The 15,513-nt window shown below is 46.0% G+C and carries 17 protein-coding genes; 12 read left to right on the top strand and 5 right to left on the bottom strand.

Features of this window, described 5'->3' with window-relative positions; all coding sequences use genetic code 11:
* The first annotated feature begins 4 nt into the window (after nucleotides 1–4).
* The 9 genes from CBI30_RS09785 (at nucleotide 5) to CBI30_RS09745 (ending at nucleotide 7,974) form a co-directional block, all read left to right on the top strand.
* A complete protein-coding gene (locus tag CBI30_RS09785) occupies nucleotides 5–2,443 on the top strand; it encodes a heavy metal translocating P-type ATPase (RefSeq protein ID WP_088528117.1) in 2,439 nt (812 codons plus the stop codon).
* A 9-nt stretch (nucleotides 2,444–2,452) separates the two neighbouring features.
* Nucleotides 2,453–2,632, top strand: coding sequence for a cbb3-type cytochrome oxidase assembly protein CcoS (gene ccoS, locus CBI30_RS09780; protein WP_088528116.1), 180 nt, complete (start codon nucleotides 2,453–2,455; stop codon nucleotides 2,630–2,632).
* Between the two features lie 169 nt (nucleotides 2,633–2,801).
* On the top strand, nucleotides 2,802–4,241 hold the full coding sequence (gene ccoN, locus CBI30_RS09775; protein ID WP_088528115.1) for a cytochrome-c oxidase, cbb3-type subunit I: 1,440 nt from the start codon (nucleotides 2,802–2,804) through the stop codon (nucleotides 4,239–4,241).
* Between the two features lie 12 nt (nucleotides 4,242–4,253).
* On the top strand, nucleotides 4,254–4,904 hold the full coding sequence (gene ccoO, locus CBI30_RS09770) for a cytochrome-c oxidase, cbb3-type subunit II (protein ID WP_088528114.1): 651 nt from the start codon (nucleotides 4,254–4,256) through the stop codon (nucleotides 4,902–4,904).
* Nucleotides 4,905–4,927: 23 nt separating this feature from the next.
* The gene (locus CBI30_RS09765) at nucleotides 4,928–5,095 is read left to right on the top strand and encodes a cbb3-type cytochrome oxidase subunit 3 (RefSeq protein ID WP_088528113.1); all 168 of its coding nucleotides are present in this window, start codon (nucleotides 4,928–4,930) and stop codon (nucleotides 5,093–5,095) included.
* Nucleotides 5,092–6,012, top strand: coding sequence for a cytochrome-c oxidase, cbb3-type subunit III (gene ccoP / locus CBI30_RS09760; protein ID WP_088528112.1), 921 nt, complete (start codon nucleotides 5,092–5,094; stop codon nucleotides 6,010–6,012). Before CBI30_RS09765 ends, ccoP begins: the two co-directional genes overlap by 4 nt.
* 13 nt (nucleotides 6,013–6,025) lie before the next feature.
* A complete protein-coding gene (ccoG, locus tag CBI30_RS09755) occupies nucleotides 6,026–7,483 on the top strand; it encodes a cytochrome c oxidase accessory protein CcoG (protein ID WP_088528111.1) in 1,458 nt (485 codons plus the stop codon).
* 30 nt (nucleotides 7,484–7,513) lie between these two features.
* Nucleotides 7,514–7,717: a FixH family protein gene (locus tag CBI30_RS09750; protein WP_169711272.1), complete on the top strand. Its 204-nt coding sequence runs from the start codon at nucleotides 7,514–7,516 to the stop codon at nucleotides 7,715–7,717.
* A complete protein-coding gene (locus CBI30_RS09745; RefSeq protein ID WP_088528109.1) occupies nucleotides 7,714–7,974 on the top strand; it encodes a hypothetical protein in 261 nt (86 codons plus the stop codon). The genes CBI30_RS09750 and CBI30_RS09745 overlap by 4 nt, the downstream gene beginning before the upstream one ends.
* 21 nt (nucleotides 7,975–7,995) lie before the next feature.
* Here the strand turns inward: CBI30_RS09745 and fnr are convergent, their stop codons facing one another.
* Nucleotides 7,996–8,754, bottom strand: a complete 759-nt coding sequence (gene fnr, locus CBI30_RS09740; protein WP_088528108.1) for a fumarate/nitrate reduction transcriptional regulator Fnr — start codon at nucleotides 8,752–8,754, stop codon at nucleotides 7,996–7,998.
* An 83-nt stretch (nucleotides 8,755–8,837) separates the two neighbouring features.
* Between fnr and CBI30_RS09735 the strand changes: the two genes are divergently transcribed.
* A complete protein-coding gene (locus tag CBI30_RS09735) occupies nucleotides 8,838–9,569 on the top strand; it encodes a sulfite exporter TauE/SafE family protein (RefSeq protein WP_088528107.1) in 732 nt (243 codons plus the stop codon).
* Here the strand turns inward: CBI30_RS09735 and CBI30_RS09730 are convergent.
* Both CBI30_RS09730 and CBI30_RS09725 read right to left on the bottom strand, forming a co-directional pair.
* The gene (locus CBI30_RS09730; RefSeq protein WP_088528106.1) at nucleotides 9,543–11,204 is read right to left on the bottom strand and encodes a SulP family inorganic anion transporter; all 1,662 of its coding nucleotides are present in this window, start codon (nucleotides 11,202–11,204) and stop codon (nucleotides 9,543–9,545) included. The genes CBI30_RS09735 and CBI30_RS09730 overlap by 27 nt on opposite strands.
* Before the next feature lie 14 nt (nucleotides 11,205–11,218).
* Complete coding sequence (locus CBI30_RS09725; protein WP_088528105.1) at nucleotides 11,219–11,620, bottom strand: DUF2177 family protein; 402 nt, start codon at nucleotides 11,618–11,620, stop codon at nucleotides 11,219–11,221.
* A gap of 88 nt (nucleotides 11,621–11,708) precedes the next feature.
* Between CBI30_RS09725 and CBI30_RS09720 the strand changes: the two genes are divergently transcribed.
* Nucleotides 11,709–12,149, top strand: coding sequence for a universal stress protein (locus CBI30_RS09720; protein ID WP_088528104.1), 441 nt, complete (start codon nucleotides 11,709–11,711; stop codon nucleotides 12,147–12,149).
* An 86-nt stretch (nucleotides 12,150–12,235) separates the two neighbouring features.
* Here the strand turns inward: CBI30_RS09720 and CBI30_RS09715 are convergent, their stop codons facing one another.
* Nucleotides 12,236–13,699, bottom strand: a complete 1,464-nt coding sequence (locus CBI30_RS09715; protein WP_240553565.1) for a M23 family metallopeptidase — start codon at nucleotides 13,697–13,699, stop codon at nucleotides 12,236–12,238.
* Nucleotides 13,700–13,830: 131 nt separating this feature from the next.
* On the opposite strand from CBI30_RS09715, the gene CBI30_RS09710 reads away from it, so the two are divergent.
* Entirely contained in the window at nucleotides 13,831–14,964 is a 1,134-nt protein-coding gene (locus tag CBI30_RS09710; protein ID WP_088528102.1) for a mandelate racemase/muconate lactonizing enzyme family protein, read from the top strand.
* Between the two features lie 76 nt (nucleotides 14,965–15,040).
* On the opposite strand, the gene CBI30_RS09705 is transcribed toward CBI30_RS09710, so the two are convergent.
* On the bottom strand, nucleotides 15,041–15,513 hold a 473-nt coding region (locus tag CBI30_RS09705), incomplete at its 5' end, for an IS3 family transposase (RefSeq protein WP_143744329.1).

Raw genomic sequence — 15,513 nt, 5'->3', positions numbered from 1 at the left:
AACGATGAACTCCAACTCGCCCAATAATAGTTGCTATCACTGCGGGAGTTTTATTCTTCCCGGGGATTCTTATGAGCTTGAGTTAGGCGGCATTCCTCGAAAATTTTGTTGTGCTGGCTGCATGGCAATTGCACAAACGATTCATGGTGAAGGTCTTGAGGTGTTCTATGCACGTCGTGCACAGTCAAGTGATAAGCCTGCTTCCTATCTTGCTTCGAATGAAATTCCGGAAAGTCTTGCGCCCTATGATGATCCCTCTCTACTTGGGCGCTACACACGTCCCAGCGTCGAAGATGGAAATCTAGAAACCACTTTACGACTTGAGAAGATTCGCTGTGCAGCTTGCGTCTGGTTGTGTGAACAGCACTTACGTCGCATACCTGGCGTTAAAGATGTGCAAATTAATTATGTGAGTCAGAAGGTAAAGGTAGATTTTTCGCCTGAGCAAACTAGCCTGGCACGTCTACTCTTTGAAGTGGAGCGTATTGGATACGAGGCCTGGCCTTTCGAGCCTTCTCTGTCCATTGAAAAATCAAAAAAAGAACGACGTCAATTGCTGACAAGACTTGGCGTTGCTATGCTGGGCATGATGCAAGTCATGATGTATGCGTGGCCATCGTATGTAGGTGATAGCGATATTACTGCCGAGTATGACTTGCTCTTGGGTTGGACGAGTTGGGTCTTAACAGTGCCTGTGATGGTGTATTCAGCTGGGCCGATATTTCAGGCGGCATGGCGTAGTGTTGCCTCATTCCGTCAGACGCATATGTTGGGAATGGATGTGCCAATCGCTTTGGCACTGGCGCTGGCATTCTTTGCGGGTACGGTAAATTTAGCTACAGGTTCAGGGCAAGGTTACTTCGACTCTATCACCATGTTTGTTGCATTTATTTTGGCGGCGCGATATGTAGAATTGCTTGCTCGACAGGATGCTCAGGGTGGTGCGGAGGCTTTAGCAAAGCAATTACCTGCAACCTGCGAGCGCGTGCCAAATTATCCATCGTCACAGCAAGTGGAAATTGTTCCGGTAGTCAATTGCAATCCAGGCGAGGTCCTGCGTATATCGCCTGGAGATGTAGTGCCAGCTGACGGTGTCTTGATCGAATATGAGAGCGCTCTCGATGAATCGTTATTGACTGGTGAATCAAAGCCCATTGATAAAAAAATTGGTGATCGGGTTTATGCCGGCACACACAACATTCTTAATCCATTACTCATGAGAATCGATGCGGTTGGACAATCTACGCGTATCGCTGGTATTGCCTCTTTATTGGATCAAGCGTTGCAAGCCAAGCCTCTGATGGTCAGTCTCGCAGAAAAGTGGGCTGGATATTTTGTAGGTTTTTTATTGTTAAGTGCTTTTCTGTCATCAGCTATTTGGATGTATGTTGATTCCAGTAAAGCGTGGACAGTGCTTGTTTCAGTGCTAGTTGCTAGTTGCCCCTGCGCTTTGTCTCTGGCGGTTCCAACAGCGATGGCGGCGGCTCAAGGTGCAGTAACAAAGCTGGGCTTACTCATTGTGCGAGGTCATGTGCTCGAAGGGTTGGTCAAGGCAACCGACTTAGTACTTGATAAAACAGGTACTCTCACGATGGGTCAGCCAGAATTAAAAGAAGTGGTGATTGCCCGCCCAGAATTTTCTCGGGCAGATGCGCTTAGTCTTGCCGCTTCAATGGAGGCTGGACAGAAACATCCTTTGGCGCTGTCTTTATTACGCGCTGCTGAAGCTGACAATCTCTCGCTCGCTACCTTATCGGATCCCATTACCAATCAATTGGGTAGAGGTCTTAGCTCTGGGGTTTATCGATTGGGAAGTGCCGGTTGGGTAGGTGCTCAACAGATCAAGCAAGAGGGTCAATATGGGCAAGTACATTTGGGGGATGACAAGGGCCTCATTGCGAGTTTTATTTTCTTGGATACGCCTAGGGCAGGGCTGGAGACATTGCTAGCCGCTGCAAAATCTCGCAAGATCGCGGTGCATTTGGTTTCCGGCGACGATCCTGCAACGGTCGCTTGGTGGGCGCATGAAGTGGGTATTCATAGTTTTCAAGGCGCTTGTTCGCCGGAAGACAAATACCACTATATTGAGCGCCTGCAAAAAGAAGGTCATTTTGTTTGGGCTATTGGTGACGGCATTAACGACGCCCCTTTATTGGCAAGAGCGGATATCTCAATTGCGGTGGGAGCAGGGGCTCCTCTCGCAACGGCTGGTGCAGATGCAATTTTGACTGCAAGCTCATTAGCTCCCCTAGCTAAATCCCTGTTGTTGGCGGATAAAACTCAGTTGATTATCAAAGAAAACCTTATTTGGGCACTGGTCTATAACTTGCTAGCCATTCCGGCTGCCATGATGGGCTGGGTCAATCCCTGGGTTGCAGGTATCGGCATGTCCCTGTCATCCCTTGCTGTCACATTAAACGCTTGGCGCCTCAGAAAGGCCTAGACTAAAGACATGGAAAGCCTTTTTCTCTTAATCCCAATTTCCCTGCTACTAATCGGCCTTTTGGCTTGGATTTTCTACTGGTCTGTGAAGGCGGGTCAGTTTGATGATTTGGAGGGGCCAGGTGAGGCGATTTTGATGGATGACGATACGCCAAAATCTAAAAATGTTAGTGAACACTCTCATAAATAGCCTTATATTTCATAAATATAAAGACATTTGTGAAAAAAAGAGTCAATAAAAAGCGTAAATGAACGCACCCTTTTTGATATAGATCAAAACACCACATAGGCCTTACTTTGATAATGGCTTCAGTCTATTTGGATTATGTCGCTGTTTGGTCACACAAAAAGGAGAAACCATGGGACTTACCGTGGGGAACAATCAAGATACCTTCAATTACAAGGTAGTCAGCCAATTTGCCATCGTTACGGTGCTTTGGGGAATTGTGGGCATGTTGGTGGGGGTTATCCTCGCTGCGCAGCTCATTTGGCCTGAAATTACTTTCAACATTCCTTGGTTAAGTTATGGTCGCTTGCGTCCACTGCATACTAATGCGGTGATTTTTGCCTTTGGTGGTTCGGCGTTATTTGCAACGTCTTACTACATCGTGCAACGCACCTGTCAGGCAAGACTCTTTTGTGACAAGTTAGCTGCATTCACTTTCTGGGGTTGGCAGGCTGTCATCGTTTTGGCTGCTGTGACATTACCACTAGGTATCAGCACTTCTAAAGAGTATGCAGAGTTAGAGTGGCCAATTGATATCTTGATTACTTTGGTTTGGGTTGCATATGCAGTGGTGTTCTTTGGCACCATCATGAAACGCAAAACGAAGCATATTTATGTTTCGAATTGGTTTTTTGGTGCTTACATTCTCACTATCGCCATTCTCCATATCTTTAATAACTTGGAAATGCCAGCAAGCTTGTGGAAGTCTTATTCTGCTTATTCGGGCGTGCAAGATGCGATGGTGCAGTGGTGGTACGGGCACAATGCGGTGGGCTTCTTCTTGACCACCAGCTTCTTGGGCATGATGTACTACTTCATTCCTAAGCAAGCAGAGCGCCCAATTTATTCATATCGCTTGTCCATTGTTCACTTTTGGGCTTTGAACTTTACTTATATGTGGGCAGGTCCTCATCATCTGCAACATACTTCATTGCCTGATTGGACTCAATCATTAGGCATGGTGTTTTCTTTGATTTTATTGGCCCCATCTTGGGGTGGCATGATCAACGGCATCATGACTTTATCTGGCGCATGGCATAAATTGCGTCGTGATCCAATCTTGAAATTCTTGGTTGTTGCATTGTCTTTCTACGGTATGTCTACGTTTGAAGGTTCAATGATGTCGATTAAGACTGTAAATAGCTTGTCGCATTACACAGACTGGACTATTGGCCACGTGCACTCAGGCGCACTCGGTTGGGTTGCCATGATCACGATCGGTTCTTTGTACTATCTGATCCCCCGTTTGGTTGGTCAGAAAGATATGTATAGCACCCGTTTAATCGAAATGCATTTCTGGATCGCAACGATTGGTGTAGTGATTTATATCGCTGCAATGTGGATTGCTGGGGTAATGCAAGGTCTGATGTGGAGAGCTTTCGAGCCAGACGGTACATTGACTTATAGCTTTGTTGAGTCAGTTAAAGCAACTTATCCCTTCTATGTGATTCGTTTGTTGGGTGGTCTCTGTTACTTAAGCGGCATGTTCTTGATGGCGTATAACGTTTTCAAGACTGTGCAAGGCAAAACCTTTATTAATGCGCCAATTCCATTGGCCAATAACAATCACTAAGAGGAGAAGAAAATGTCCAATGAAAATAAATTCTTTTCCCATGGAACACTTGAGAAGAACGTTGGCTGGTTAATTATTGCCACGATCGTAGTGGTTTCAATTGCTGGATTAGTTCAAATTGTTCCGCTGTTCTTTCAGCACACCACAACTGAGCCAAGTCCTGGAGTAGTGCCATACACGGCGTTACGTTTGGCTGGCCGAGATGTATACCAGCGTGAAGGCTGTGTTGGTTGTCATTCTCAGCAGATCCGTACATTACGTTCAGAAGTCGAACGTTACGGTCCCTATTCTCTTGCTGGTGAGTCTGTATATGACCATCCATTCTTGTGGGGTAGCAAGCGTACCGGTCCAGATTTAGCTCGTGTAGGTGGTCGCTACTCTGATGCTTGGCACCAGATTCACCTCAACAATCCACGCGATGTTGTGCCTGAGTCCAATATGCCTGGATACCCTTGGTTGCAGAAAAATGCCGCTGATGCATCCTCCATTCAGTCCCATATGGTTGCTATGCGTCGTTTGGGCGTGCCTTATTCCGATGAGGATATTACCAACGCTCCCAAAGAATTGGAAGGTAAGACTGAAATGGATGCATTAGTCGCTTATCTCCAGGGCTTAGGTATTTCACGTCGGTATATCACCGTTGATGAAGTTGTGGCGAAGTAATTAATTAAAACGATACAAATCAAATGGAACTTATTACACCTTACCTCTCTGCATTTTCAACAGTCATTGGACTTTTCTTTTTTGTTGGAATTGTATGGTGGGCTTGGTCTCCTAGCAGGAAGAAGGCTAATCAGGAATCAGCTGAACTTCCATTTGATCTTCCAGATGAATTTAGTAAGGACAAATCATGAGTGACTTTTTCAGCAGCGGTTGGAGTATTTACATCGCACTCGTTTCATTAGTCGGTATTTTTTGGTGCATCTGGCTTTTATCTTCTGTTCGTAAGACAAAGGTCATTCTTGGTCCAGATGGTCAAGTGACGGATACTGGTCATGTTTGGGATGGTGATTTGCGCGAGTTGAATAATCCATTGCCACGTTGGTGGATGTGGATGTTCTTACTCTCTTGCATCTTTAGCTTGGTCTATTTAGTTCTTTATCCAGGATTGGGCTCTTACCCAGGCGTCTTGGGTTACAGCACTGATGGTGCGTTAATGAGTTCTATGACAAACGCCAATGACGAGCTGAAGCCTGTGTACGCTAAATACGTCAAGATGGATGTACAGCAAGTTGCCGCCGATCCAAAGGCGCGTGAAATGGGTCAACGCTTGTTCTTAAACTCCTGTGCTCAGTGCCATGGTTCAGATGCTGGCGGCTCTAAAGGCTTCCCGAATTTGACTGATGGCGACTGGCTCTATGGTGGCTCACCTGAGAATATCAAGACAACGCTAATCAATGGACGCAACGGAGTAATGCCTCCATTCCCGCAGTTAGATAGCAAGCAGATTGTTGATGTCACAAATTATGTTCGTAGTCTCTCTGGTTTACCTGCAGATGACTTGAAGGCAGCGCGTGGTGCAGAGGTATTTAAAGGTAATTGTGTAGCTTGTCACGGTGCCGACGGTAAAGGCAATATTGCTTTGGGTGCACCGAATTTGACTGATAAAACTTGGTTATACGGTAGCTCAGAAGCAGTGATTGTTGAAACTATCACTAAAGGTCGTATGGCGATGATGCCTGCTCAAGACAAAGTACTTAGTCCTGAGAAGATTCACCTCTTGACTGCTTATGTGTGGGGCTTATCGAACAATAAAACTGCAGCTAAGTAGATAGCGTCAAATAGTGTCAGATAATTCGCCGGTTGGGAAACCTATCCCTATAGATGTCATTGAGGAATCTCTTTATGAGGTCCGGCGAAAGATTTACCCTCGTTCTGTAACTGGGCTTTTTGCCCGTTGGCGTTTCATTCTGGTAATCGCCACACAGCTGCTTTTTTACGGCCTCCCTTGGATTAGTTGGAATGATCGTCAAGCAGTTCTCTTTGATTTAATTCAGCGTAAGTTTTACATCTTTGGCTTGGTGTTATGGCCGCAGGATGTCATCTACCTTACGCTCCTGCTGATTCTTTCTGCGTTAGCACTTTTCCTATTTACTGCGGTTGCCGGTCGTTTGTTTTGTGGCTACGCCTGTCCACAGACGGTCTATACCGAAATCTTTATGTGGATTGAGCGCAAGGTTGAGGGTGACCGATTTGCGAGGATTCGCTTAGATGGCGAAGAGTGGCCTTGGAGCATCCATAAATGGCGCCTAAAAATCACTAAGCATTTTTTATGGCTCTTAATTGCATTTTGGACTGGCTTTACTTTCATTGGCTACTTCACTCCTATTGAAACTCTCAGCGCTGCCATCTTGCATTTATCACTAGGCCCGTGGCAAACCTTTTGGTTGTGTTTTTATAGCTTTGCAACTTGGGGTAACGCGGGATTCATGCGTGAACAGGTATGCAAATACATGTGTCCGTACGCACGCTTCCAAAGTGTGATGGTCGATAAAGATACTTTCTTGGTTACCTATGACAAAGTTCGCGGCGAGCCCAGGGGCAGTCGCAGCAAGTCAGCCGATCTTGAAACTCTTGGCTTGGGTGATTGTGTTGATTGCAGTATCTGCGTTCAGGTCTGCCCAACGGGCATTGACATTCGCGATGGCCTTCAATATATGTGTATTGGTTGCGGTGCTTGTATTGATGCTTGCGATCAGGTGATGGAGAAGGTTGATTATCCAAAAGGATTGATTCGTTATACGACCGAACGGGCTATTGAGGATAAAGAGACTAATCAAAGTGCAATACGTCATATCTTGCGTCCCCGGGTCTTGATATACAGCGCTTTTATTACAGTTCTGACCGCTGCATTCTTGATATCCCTAGCAACGCGTAATCCTTTGCGCGTAGATGTGATGCGAGATCGTGGTGCTTTGGCTCGCGAGGTAGATGGGGTGCGTATTGAAAATATCTACCGCATTCAGATCATGAATGCCTCTGAAAACAATATGAATGTGCAGGTTAAGGCAACTGGTTTAGCAGATTTAAAAATTCTTAATTCTCAGGGTCAACTGGTGACCGAAATTAAGGTTGGCCCAGCAAGTAATTTACTCATCCCCATTAAAGTAAGTACCGCAGTTGGTGTAAATGAGTCGGGTAATTATCCAATTCATTTTGATGTGATTGCTCAGGAGATGTCTGGAGATAAAATGATCACCAGAACTCGCGAAGAAAAATCCAGTTTTATTATTCCCCGCTAAGCTATATAGCAAGAGATAAAGAGGATGAATATGTCAGAACTACAAACAAACAAACCTTGGTATAAACAAATGTGGCCATGGCTGCTGATTAGCGGGCCTGCCGTTGCTGCAATCGGCTGCATGATCACGATTTATCTCGCCATCAATCTGTACGCCGATAAACCCGTGCGCGATGGCGTGGTGAAACGTGGATTAAAAGTAGAGCAGCTTAAAGTGGAGCAGGATCGCAAATGAAGTACCGCCTATTCATCTGGATAATGTGGCCATCTTTTTTGGTTTCAATTCTGGCAGAAGGCCTGCTTTTTAGCATCGTTCATCCAACTGAACTCTTATTTTTTGGGCATCACCCCAACATTTCAGATGAAGGTATCTACACCATTGGATTCTTCGTTATTTGGATCTTTTGCTCATTCTCCAGCGCTTTAACCGCGTATATCCTTCCGGGAATTGAAGCTGATGGAGATAAGAGTCCTGACGGTGGCCTGATCTAGAGCCAGCCCTCAGTTGATTGCTTAGATGCAGTTTGGTTTGATTTGGGTGGTGCGCTCTGGATTGGGGGTACCGGCCAATTCATATAGACCATTCATATCAATCAGCTTAATATGGCGCTGCTTAATTTGAATCAGTCCAGATTCTGCAAAACGGGATAGCATACGGCTGACCGTCTCAATTTGAATGCCCAAGTAGCTACCAATTTCTACGCGACTCATACGTAAGTCAAATTCATTATTGAGATAGCCTCGAGCAGCGAGACGTTGAGATAGATTGAGCAAGAAGGTCGCTAAACGCTCTTCTGCGCGCAAACTTCCAAGGGAGAGTAGGTGACGTTGGTCCTGAGTGAGTTCGCGGCTCATAATGCGGAGGAATTGTTTTTGAAGCACTGGGATCTGACGTGCCAAATCCTCAAATGCTTCGTAACGAATAATGCAGACTTCACTCTCTTCGAGCGCAATCGCTTCAGATTGATAGTGGCCATCGCCAATGCCATCAAGCCCTAAAATCTCACCAGGCAAATGGAAGCCAATGACTTGTTGACGACCGTCTTCTAGGCAGTATTCAGTTTTGAGAGTTCCAAAGCGGACGCTGTACACCGCACTTAAGGGTTCGCCATGGCGGTAGAGGCTTTCACCTTTCTGTAAATGGACGCGTTCTTTAACGAGGGTGTCGATCTTGGCAATATCGGTAGAGCTGATACCAACCGGCAAGCAAAACTGACCCAGCACACACACTGAGCATTTACTACTTGGGGTATCCGAGCTGTTGTAATTCATATTGGATCTAGTTATCAGACCGGTTTATTCTACTAGGATTATGCCAAATTCTCATATTTTCCTCCCTCATGGTGGAGTAGTAGATGTTAACTACTAGTCTTTTGTTGGCCGTGTTTTTAGGTGCTCTGGTGAGTGGGTGGCATTGCGCCTTAATGTGTGGCGGCATCGCTGCGGCGATTGAGCGGCAGGGTGAGAGTCATAAGCTAGCCTACACTCCATTACAGAGTAAATCCCAGCTGTTTTCTCTTCAATTAATCATGCACTTGGGTCGTTTAACGACTTATGTTTTGCTTGGTGCGATAGCCGCGTGGGTTGGGGTGGTTGTTTGGCAGCAGAACATGATCCCCATTCAGCGCCCATTGTTTGCCTTTACCTCCTTGATTTTGATCCTCATGGGGCTTCGTTTACTACGTCAGGGCTCCAAAAGTCCTTTGTTGGTGGGTAAGTGGCTTGGCGCACGCATGGCTACTTATTGGGCTAAATATTTAGGGCGCTTTGCTGGTCACTCATCTCGCTGGTTTAGTGGCATGTTGTGGGGCTTGGTTCCCTGTGGTTTGGTGTACAGCGTTCTACCACTCGCTTTTTTATCAGGGGATGTTTGGACTGGGGCAGCACTCATGCTGGCGTTCGGTTTAGGTACTTTACCCAACCTCTTATTGATCTCTAAATTTTCAGCAGCCCTGACTCAGCTTGGGCAATATGTATGGGTGCGCTATATTGCTGCCGGCCTCTTATTCTCAGCCGGGATATTTGGACTCTATCGTGCTTGGTATTTGCCTGAAGCTTTGCTAAAGGGCGGCTTCTGTATTAGTTAATGTAACTTGTCTAATAGCAGCGGCAATGCCATGTCGCAGGTCTGAGTAAATAAAATCATTTGACGACCTCTCGAATAGCCCGCCGCGTACCGCCATCTCATATGGTTGATGCGCCAGCCCACAAATGATCAGTTTGACACCTTTTGCTTTGCAGGTCTCCTCAAGTTCAAGGATGGCATCCATACCAGAGACATCAATATAGATGACGTTCTTCAGATCGAGTAACAAGACATTGGATGGCAACTCATTTTCAATGCTCTCCAGCATTTTGACGGCGCCAAAAAAGATTGCACCATACATCCTGAAAGCGGCAATTTTTCCTTGATGCTGCAGTAGGTCTGGAAAATCAAATGTACTTGCTGGCTCATAGCGCGACAGGCTCGAGATGCGGTAGATGAAAGTAATAAATGCCAAAAGCAAGCCTACCTGTATGGCAACAGTTAGATCAAGAATGATCGTGAGAAAAAATACACTCAACATAGTCATGCGATAAGGCAGGCGGAATTGTTTGAGGTCTAAAAACTTTTTCCATTCACCCATATTCCAAGCAACAAACATGAGGATGGCGGCAAGGCTAGCTAAGGGAATATTTTTAGCTAGTGGCGCCCCAAACAAAATAATCACAAGCAATGTTAGGGAGTGAACCACGCCTGCAATGGGTGTCCCAGCACCACTTTGTATGCTGGTGACTGTTCTTGCAATTGTGCCAGTAGCTGGCATGCCGCCAAAGAATGGCGTGACCAGATTGGCAAAACCCTGGGCCATGAGCTCTTGATTGGAATCATGGCGATCATGGATTAATCCATCGGCAACACGAGCACATAAAAGCGACTCAATAGCCCCGAGTAAGGCCAGAGTAATAGCGGGGGCAATTACAAATTGCGCAGTACTCCAGCTAATCGGAATCCATTCAAAACTAGGTAAGCCCGATGGAATGCCGCCAAAGCGACTGCCAATCGTATCCACGGGAAGATTGAATACGCTTGTGAGAACAGTGGCCGCAGCCATTGCAACCACTGTTCCTGGGATGTGACTAAAGTACCCCAGATATTTTTGAAAGACTCTCCAAGTGATTAAGAGGGCTAGGCTCGCAATGGATAGCATCAAAGCAGTAGGGTTAACGGAATCGGCAGCGGCATATAAAGTTTGGACTGCTTGAAAAAATTCAGCAGGCATCTTGGTAATTTGCAGACCAAAAAATTCTTTTATTTGGGAGAGGCCTATCAGTACAGCAATACCGTTGGTAAACCCAATAATGACGGCTACCGGAATAAATCGAATTAAAGTTCCCAGCCGAAAGAGACCCATCAAGAATAAAAATATCCCAGACATGGCGGTCGCTAGTAATAAATTCGCAATACCGTAATGATCAACAATGCCATACACAATGACAATGAATGCGCCAGCTGGCCCACCAATTTGTACGCGACTTCCGCCTAAGACGGATATGAGCCCCCCAGCAATGATGGCGGTGAAGATGCCCGCTTCTGGCTTGAGCCCACTGGCAATCGCAAAGGCCATTGCCAGTGGCAGTGCTACGACCCCAACCGTAATGCCAGCCATGACATCTTTACTAAACAGGGCGCCGTTATAGCCCTTAAATGAGTTGAGCAGTTTTGGTTGAAAAAATTTCATTGGGAGAGTGCTGTTTAGGCTACTCGAGTTCCAACCCAGTAGGCAATTGTGGCGGAGACGGCGGTAACAGCGGCTCCCCAGGCAATGTCAACCAATGCCAGTCGTACTGGAAAGTTGCGAATGACTGCTAAGTTAGTTAAGTCGTAAGTCATATAACAAAAGAATCCAAAGAGGGCGCCATATTGCACTGCATAAATCCAGGACTGTTTGGAGACCGCTGGAATAATCACGAATATTGAGGTGCCAAGGGCATAGAGTAGATAAAAGCCGAGCCCAGCCAGTAATTTGGGTTCGCTTGCCATGAGTGAGCCCATGTCGTTTCGATAGAGGTTTTTAGCAATGCCGAGTAGCCAAATTAAATCAATCACGATTAATGACAGGAGAAATGAAAAATACACCGCCAAGTACTTGAGCAATTAAGTTTCCTTTTTATGCTTTTACAGGTGAATAATATCGATTATGATGGAATGAAGGGCGTTGGGGATTAATTTAACAGGAGTCAATATGTTTAAGCATTTATTAGTGCCGGTTGATGGTTCAGATGTGAGTAAAAAGTCTTTAAAAAAGGTAGTAGAGCTTGCTAAGGCAGATAAAGCTGCCGTGACACTAGTCTATGTTTCCGATCCAATGCCGCCGATGGTTTATTCAGATAGCACTATGGGCTATGGCATCTCTCAAAAAGATCATAAGAAGGTCTGCGAGGCCTATGCTGCTGATGTCTTTAAAAAAGCTGCCGTTGCATTGGGTGCGGGCATCAAAGCTAATACTCTTCATATTGCCAATGGCAACTTATCCGAAGGTATTTTGGATGGCGCCAAGAAGGCCAAGGCAGATGTGATTGTGATGGCATCACATAAGCGCACTGGTCTCAAGAGTGTCTTATTGGGTAGCGAAACACACGAGGTGATTGTGCATTCGAAGTTGCCAGTATTGGTTCTTGGGTAATACTCAGGGCATCAAAAAATGAAGGGGTCCAACGGACCCCTTTTTTATTCTGCATTTGAATTTTTGATTAAAATATTTACTAGCCCTTAGTTATTGATGGGCGTACCCAGCAATAAAATCTCTCTAGTCAGCAATCCACTGTCGCCATCGCGCATATTCCACAGATCCAATTGCGTTTTTAAGCTATATGGGTCCACGTAAACTCCATCTTTTCTCAACTCAAAATGCAAGTGGGGGCCTGTAGAGCGACCAGTGGAGCCAACATAACCAATCTCCAGTCCACGGCGAACCTCATTACCTACTTCTAGCTCTACGTTGTAGTTACTTAAATGGGCGTAGTAGGTGCGGTAATTACCGGGGTGCTCTAGGATGATCAGATTTCCAAAGGCACCGCTGTAGCCAAGATGCGCCACCTTGCCAGTGGCTACGCTAAAGATCGGCGTTCCGATGGGGGCTGCGTAATCAATACCCATATGCGCACGATAGCGCTGCTTGGGGGCTGCCGCTGGTACTGCACCATTTTTTGCGGACGCCACTTTTTTATTTGATGTACGCACGCTCCCAACGCCCCGGGAGATACGTCGATAGCTCAAGGGGTTGGTCCAGAACGTGCGTTCGATTGATTCCCCGGTAGCGGTATAGAAGCCTCCGGGAATGTCACTACGTTCTACCCAAAATGCACTTGAAAATACCTCTTTGGAAGATGGGTCAATAATTTCTACTGCCCAAATTTGCGCCCAGTGCTCTTTGTCACCAAAGTCGACAATGAGGCGTACGAGGCTATTCGTACTTTCTAGAGCGTTATTTTCTTCGGGATAAATTTGTTTAATAACGGAGTTCAATTCCCAAATTAACTCCACTGGTAATTTATCACCAACCTTTTTGGGGTCATACAACACATCGCTGAGTCGAAATTCAATTTCAGTAAAGCGCTTAGATTCATCCTTTAGGTAGTCTTGCTGAATCAAGAAGCTGCCTGCTGCTGATGGGGTAAAGGTCCAAATTTCCGTCTTGGCATCTTGCAGGGGGCCATTCATGATGCTGAGTGATTCAAAGCGATTGCGACTCCCAAGGGCTAAGGCATAAGGAATGCAATTACCGCGCATTCGATCAAAAAATCCCTTAGTTTGTGCTCTGAAAAAATCATTGAGCTTACGATCTTCAATCCCTATGTTGGAGGGCAGATTGTCTTCATTAAAGCTGCGACGCAGGCAACCCCTTTGTACGCGGTAGTCTAGGTTTGCCCCACCGTCATAAGTGTGTTCGCCCTCGATCCGTTTAAATAACTCAGGATTTAAGCTCATGCTTTTCGAGGACTGATTGAGCGAGCTATCTTTAAACTTGATACCAGATTGTTTGCTGCCTTGTGTAACAGCCTTTTGTTTTACCTGGGGAGTCTTGCTAGCTTTATTGGTTTGACTTGCGGATTGCGCTTGCGCGCTGGAGACGGCATCAAACGCTGGTAATGAAATTAGAGCGATAAGAGAGAGCCCAATGATCTGGATGGCGTTATTGAACCAGTAAGGCATATAGCTTGCATTTTTCTTCACCGCCTAATTATCCAATATTGTTGGCTAACTTTTGGATCTTTATGTTGTAGTGCAGCAATTTTCTATTGAAGTGGGTCAAGGAAAGTAACAAAAGTTGTCGATACAATAATTTTTTGAATTTAGGAGTTCACATGCCCATTATTGAGTCGGTGTCAGTTGCATCGGTTGCGGTGCCTTTAGATAAGGTCACCTCTTTTTCTACGCGGACGGTTTCTGAGCGGCACTATTGTTTAGTAAAAGTCCGCGGTAAAGATGGCAATGAGGGGATTGGCTTTTGTTACGTTGGTAGCGCGGGTGGCGATATTGCCAAGCTTGCTGTGGAGCAATTGCTAGCTCCTAAGCTGATTGGCCAAAACAGCCACCGTAGTGAAGGTTTGTGGATGGAGATGTATAACGAATCTATTCTGCAGGGCCGCGCTGGAGCAGTTATGCGTGGCATCTCGATTCTGGATACAGCACTGTGGGACCTAAATGCCCGTGCCGCCAAATTACCCCTTCATCATTACCTGGGATCAGTTGTGGATGACCGCGTTCCAGCCTACGCCAGTGGCGGCTACTACCTAGAAGGAAAAACCCCTGCCAAGTTGGGCAAGGAGATGGAGTCCTACGTTAAACAGGGCTTTAAGGCTGTCAAAATGAAAGTAGGGCGTCTATCCCCAAGCGAGGAGGAGGCACGCGTTAAGGCCGCTCGTAAGGCCGTAGGTGATGATGTTTTGCTAACTTTGGATGCAAACAATGCCTGGCGCGATCTTCCAACAGCGTTGGAATATATTCGTCGTTTTGAGGCTTACAACCCATATTGGATTGAGGAGCCTTTTTCTCCAGATGCTATTGATCTGCATGCAGCTTTAGCGCGCCAAACCAAGATCAATGTGGCTACTGGCGAAATGGAGGCCGGACGCTGGCGTTTTAGAGAGCTCATTGATTCAGGCGGAGCGGCTATTTTGCAATCCGATGCAGCTGTCTGTGGCGGCATTTCCGAGTGGCGCCGTATTTCTGCATACGCAGATTTAAAAGGTGTGATTGTTTGCCCCCATTGGATGCATGATTTGCATGCGCCTTTGGTAGCGGCAACGCCAAATGCCCGCTTTGTAGAATTTTTCTTGGATGATCAGGTCTTGAACTTCCGTAGATTGATTAATAAGCAACTCACCTTTAAAGATGGAGATTTGATTTTGCATCAAACTCCTGGCTTAGGCTTTGAGTTTGATGAAGCAGCGGTCAAGAAATATGCAGGTAAGGCTGCCTGGACCAAAATTGTCTAGACGGCGAATGAACTGAGTGAGCAGTAAAAAATAATCCCGCCTCATTGAACTGACCCCCAGTAGTTGGACAGTTTAGTTAGGTTAGCACGAGGGATTGAGTTCGGTAATTTACCGGGCTCAATCCCTTTAGTTTTTGTTTGATTCGATCATGGTTGTAGTAATGGATATATTCCTTTAGCTGGGTTTTAAATGATTGAACATCGTCAAACTTTTGTTGGTAGAAGAACTCAGTTTTCATAATCCCAAACCAGTTCTCCATCACGGCGTTATCTAAGCAATTCCCTTTTCTAGACATGCTTTGAGTAACGCCTTGTTCTTGCAGGGCCTGTTGATACAGCCCCATTTGGTATTGCCAGCCTTGGTCGGAGTGCAATACTGGCCTGCCTTCATTCTTGAGTCGTTTGAAGGCGCTCTTTAGCATCTGCATTACAGAGCTGATCTGCGGCCGATCAGCAAGCTCATAGGAGATGATCTCTTGGTTATACAGATCTAAGATCGGTGATAAGTACACTCGCTCGCCCTTGATGTTGAACTCGGTGACATCGGTGG

Source organism: Polynucleobacter aenigmaticus, from assembly GCF_002206635.1.
Lineage (GTDB): Bacteria > Pseudomonadota > Gammaproteobacteria > Burkholderiales > Burkholderiaceae > Polynucleobacter > Polynucleobacter aenigmaticus.
The sequence above is the reverse complement of the archived record's forward strand: the minus strand, read 5'-3'. Positions and strand labels throughout refer to the sequence as shown.

Excerpts from the sequence above, each read along its gene's own strand:
- CBI30_RS09750 (WP_169711272.1), top strand. The coding sequence starts at position 7,514 with ATGTCAGAACTACAAACAAACAAACCTTGGTATAAACAAATGTGGCCA.
- CBI30_RS09730 (WP_088528106.1), bottom strand. The coding sequence starts at position 11,204 with ATGAAATTTTTTCAACCAAAACTGCTCAACTCATTTAAGGGCTATAAC.
- CBI30_RS09765 (WP_088528113.1), top strand. The coding sequence starts at position 4,928 with ATGGAACTTATTACACCTTACCTCTCTGCATTTTCAACAGTCATTGGA.
- CBI30_RS09720 (WP_088528104.1), top strand. The coding sequence starts at position 11,709 with ATGTTTAAGCATTTATTAGTGCCGGTTGATGGTTCAGATGTGAGTAAA.
- CBI30_RS09745 (WP_088528109.1), top strand. The coding sequence starts at position 7,714 with ATGAAGTACCGCCTATTCATCTGGATAATGTGGCCATCTTTTTTGGTT.
- ccoP (WP_088528112.1), top strand. The coding sequence starts at position 5,092 with ATGAGTGACTTTTTCAGCAGCGGTTGGAGTATTTACATCGCACTCGTT.
- ccoS (WP_088528116.1), top strand. The coding sequence starts at position 2,453 with ATGGAAAGCCTTTTTCTCTTAATCCCAATTTCCCTGCTACTAATCGGC.
- CBI30_RS09785 (WP_088528117.1), top strand. The coding sequence starts at position 5 with ATGAACTCCAACTCGCCCAATAATAGTTGCTATCACTGCGGGAGTTTT.
- fnr (WP_088528108.1), bottom strand. The coding sequence starts at position 8,754 with ATGAATTACAACAGCTCGGATACCCCAAGTAGTAAATGCTCAGTGTGT.
- CBI30_RS09735 (WP_088528107.1), top strand. The coding sequence starts at position 8,838 with ATGTTAACTACTAGTCTTTTGTTGGCCGTGTTTTTAGGTGCTCTGGTG.
- ccoO (WP_088528114.1), top strand. The coding sequence starts at position 4,254 with ATGTCCAATGAAAATAAATTCTTTTCCCATGGAACACTTGAGAAGAAC.
- ccoN (WP_088528115.1), top strand. The coding sequence starts at position 2,802 with ATGGGACTTACCGTGGGGAACAATCAAGATACCTTCAATTACAAGGTA.
- CBI30_RS09710 (WP_088528102.1), top strand. The coding sequence starts at position 13,831 with ATGCCCATTATTGAGTCGGTGTCAGTTGCATCGGTTGCGGTGCCTTTA.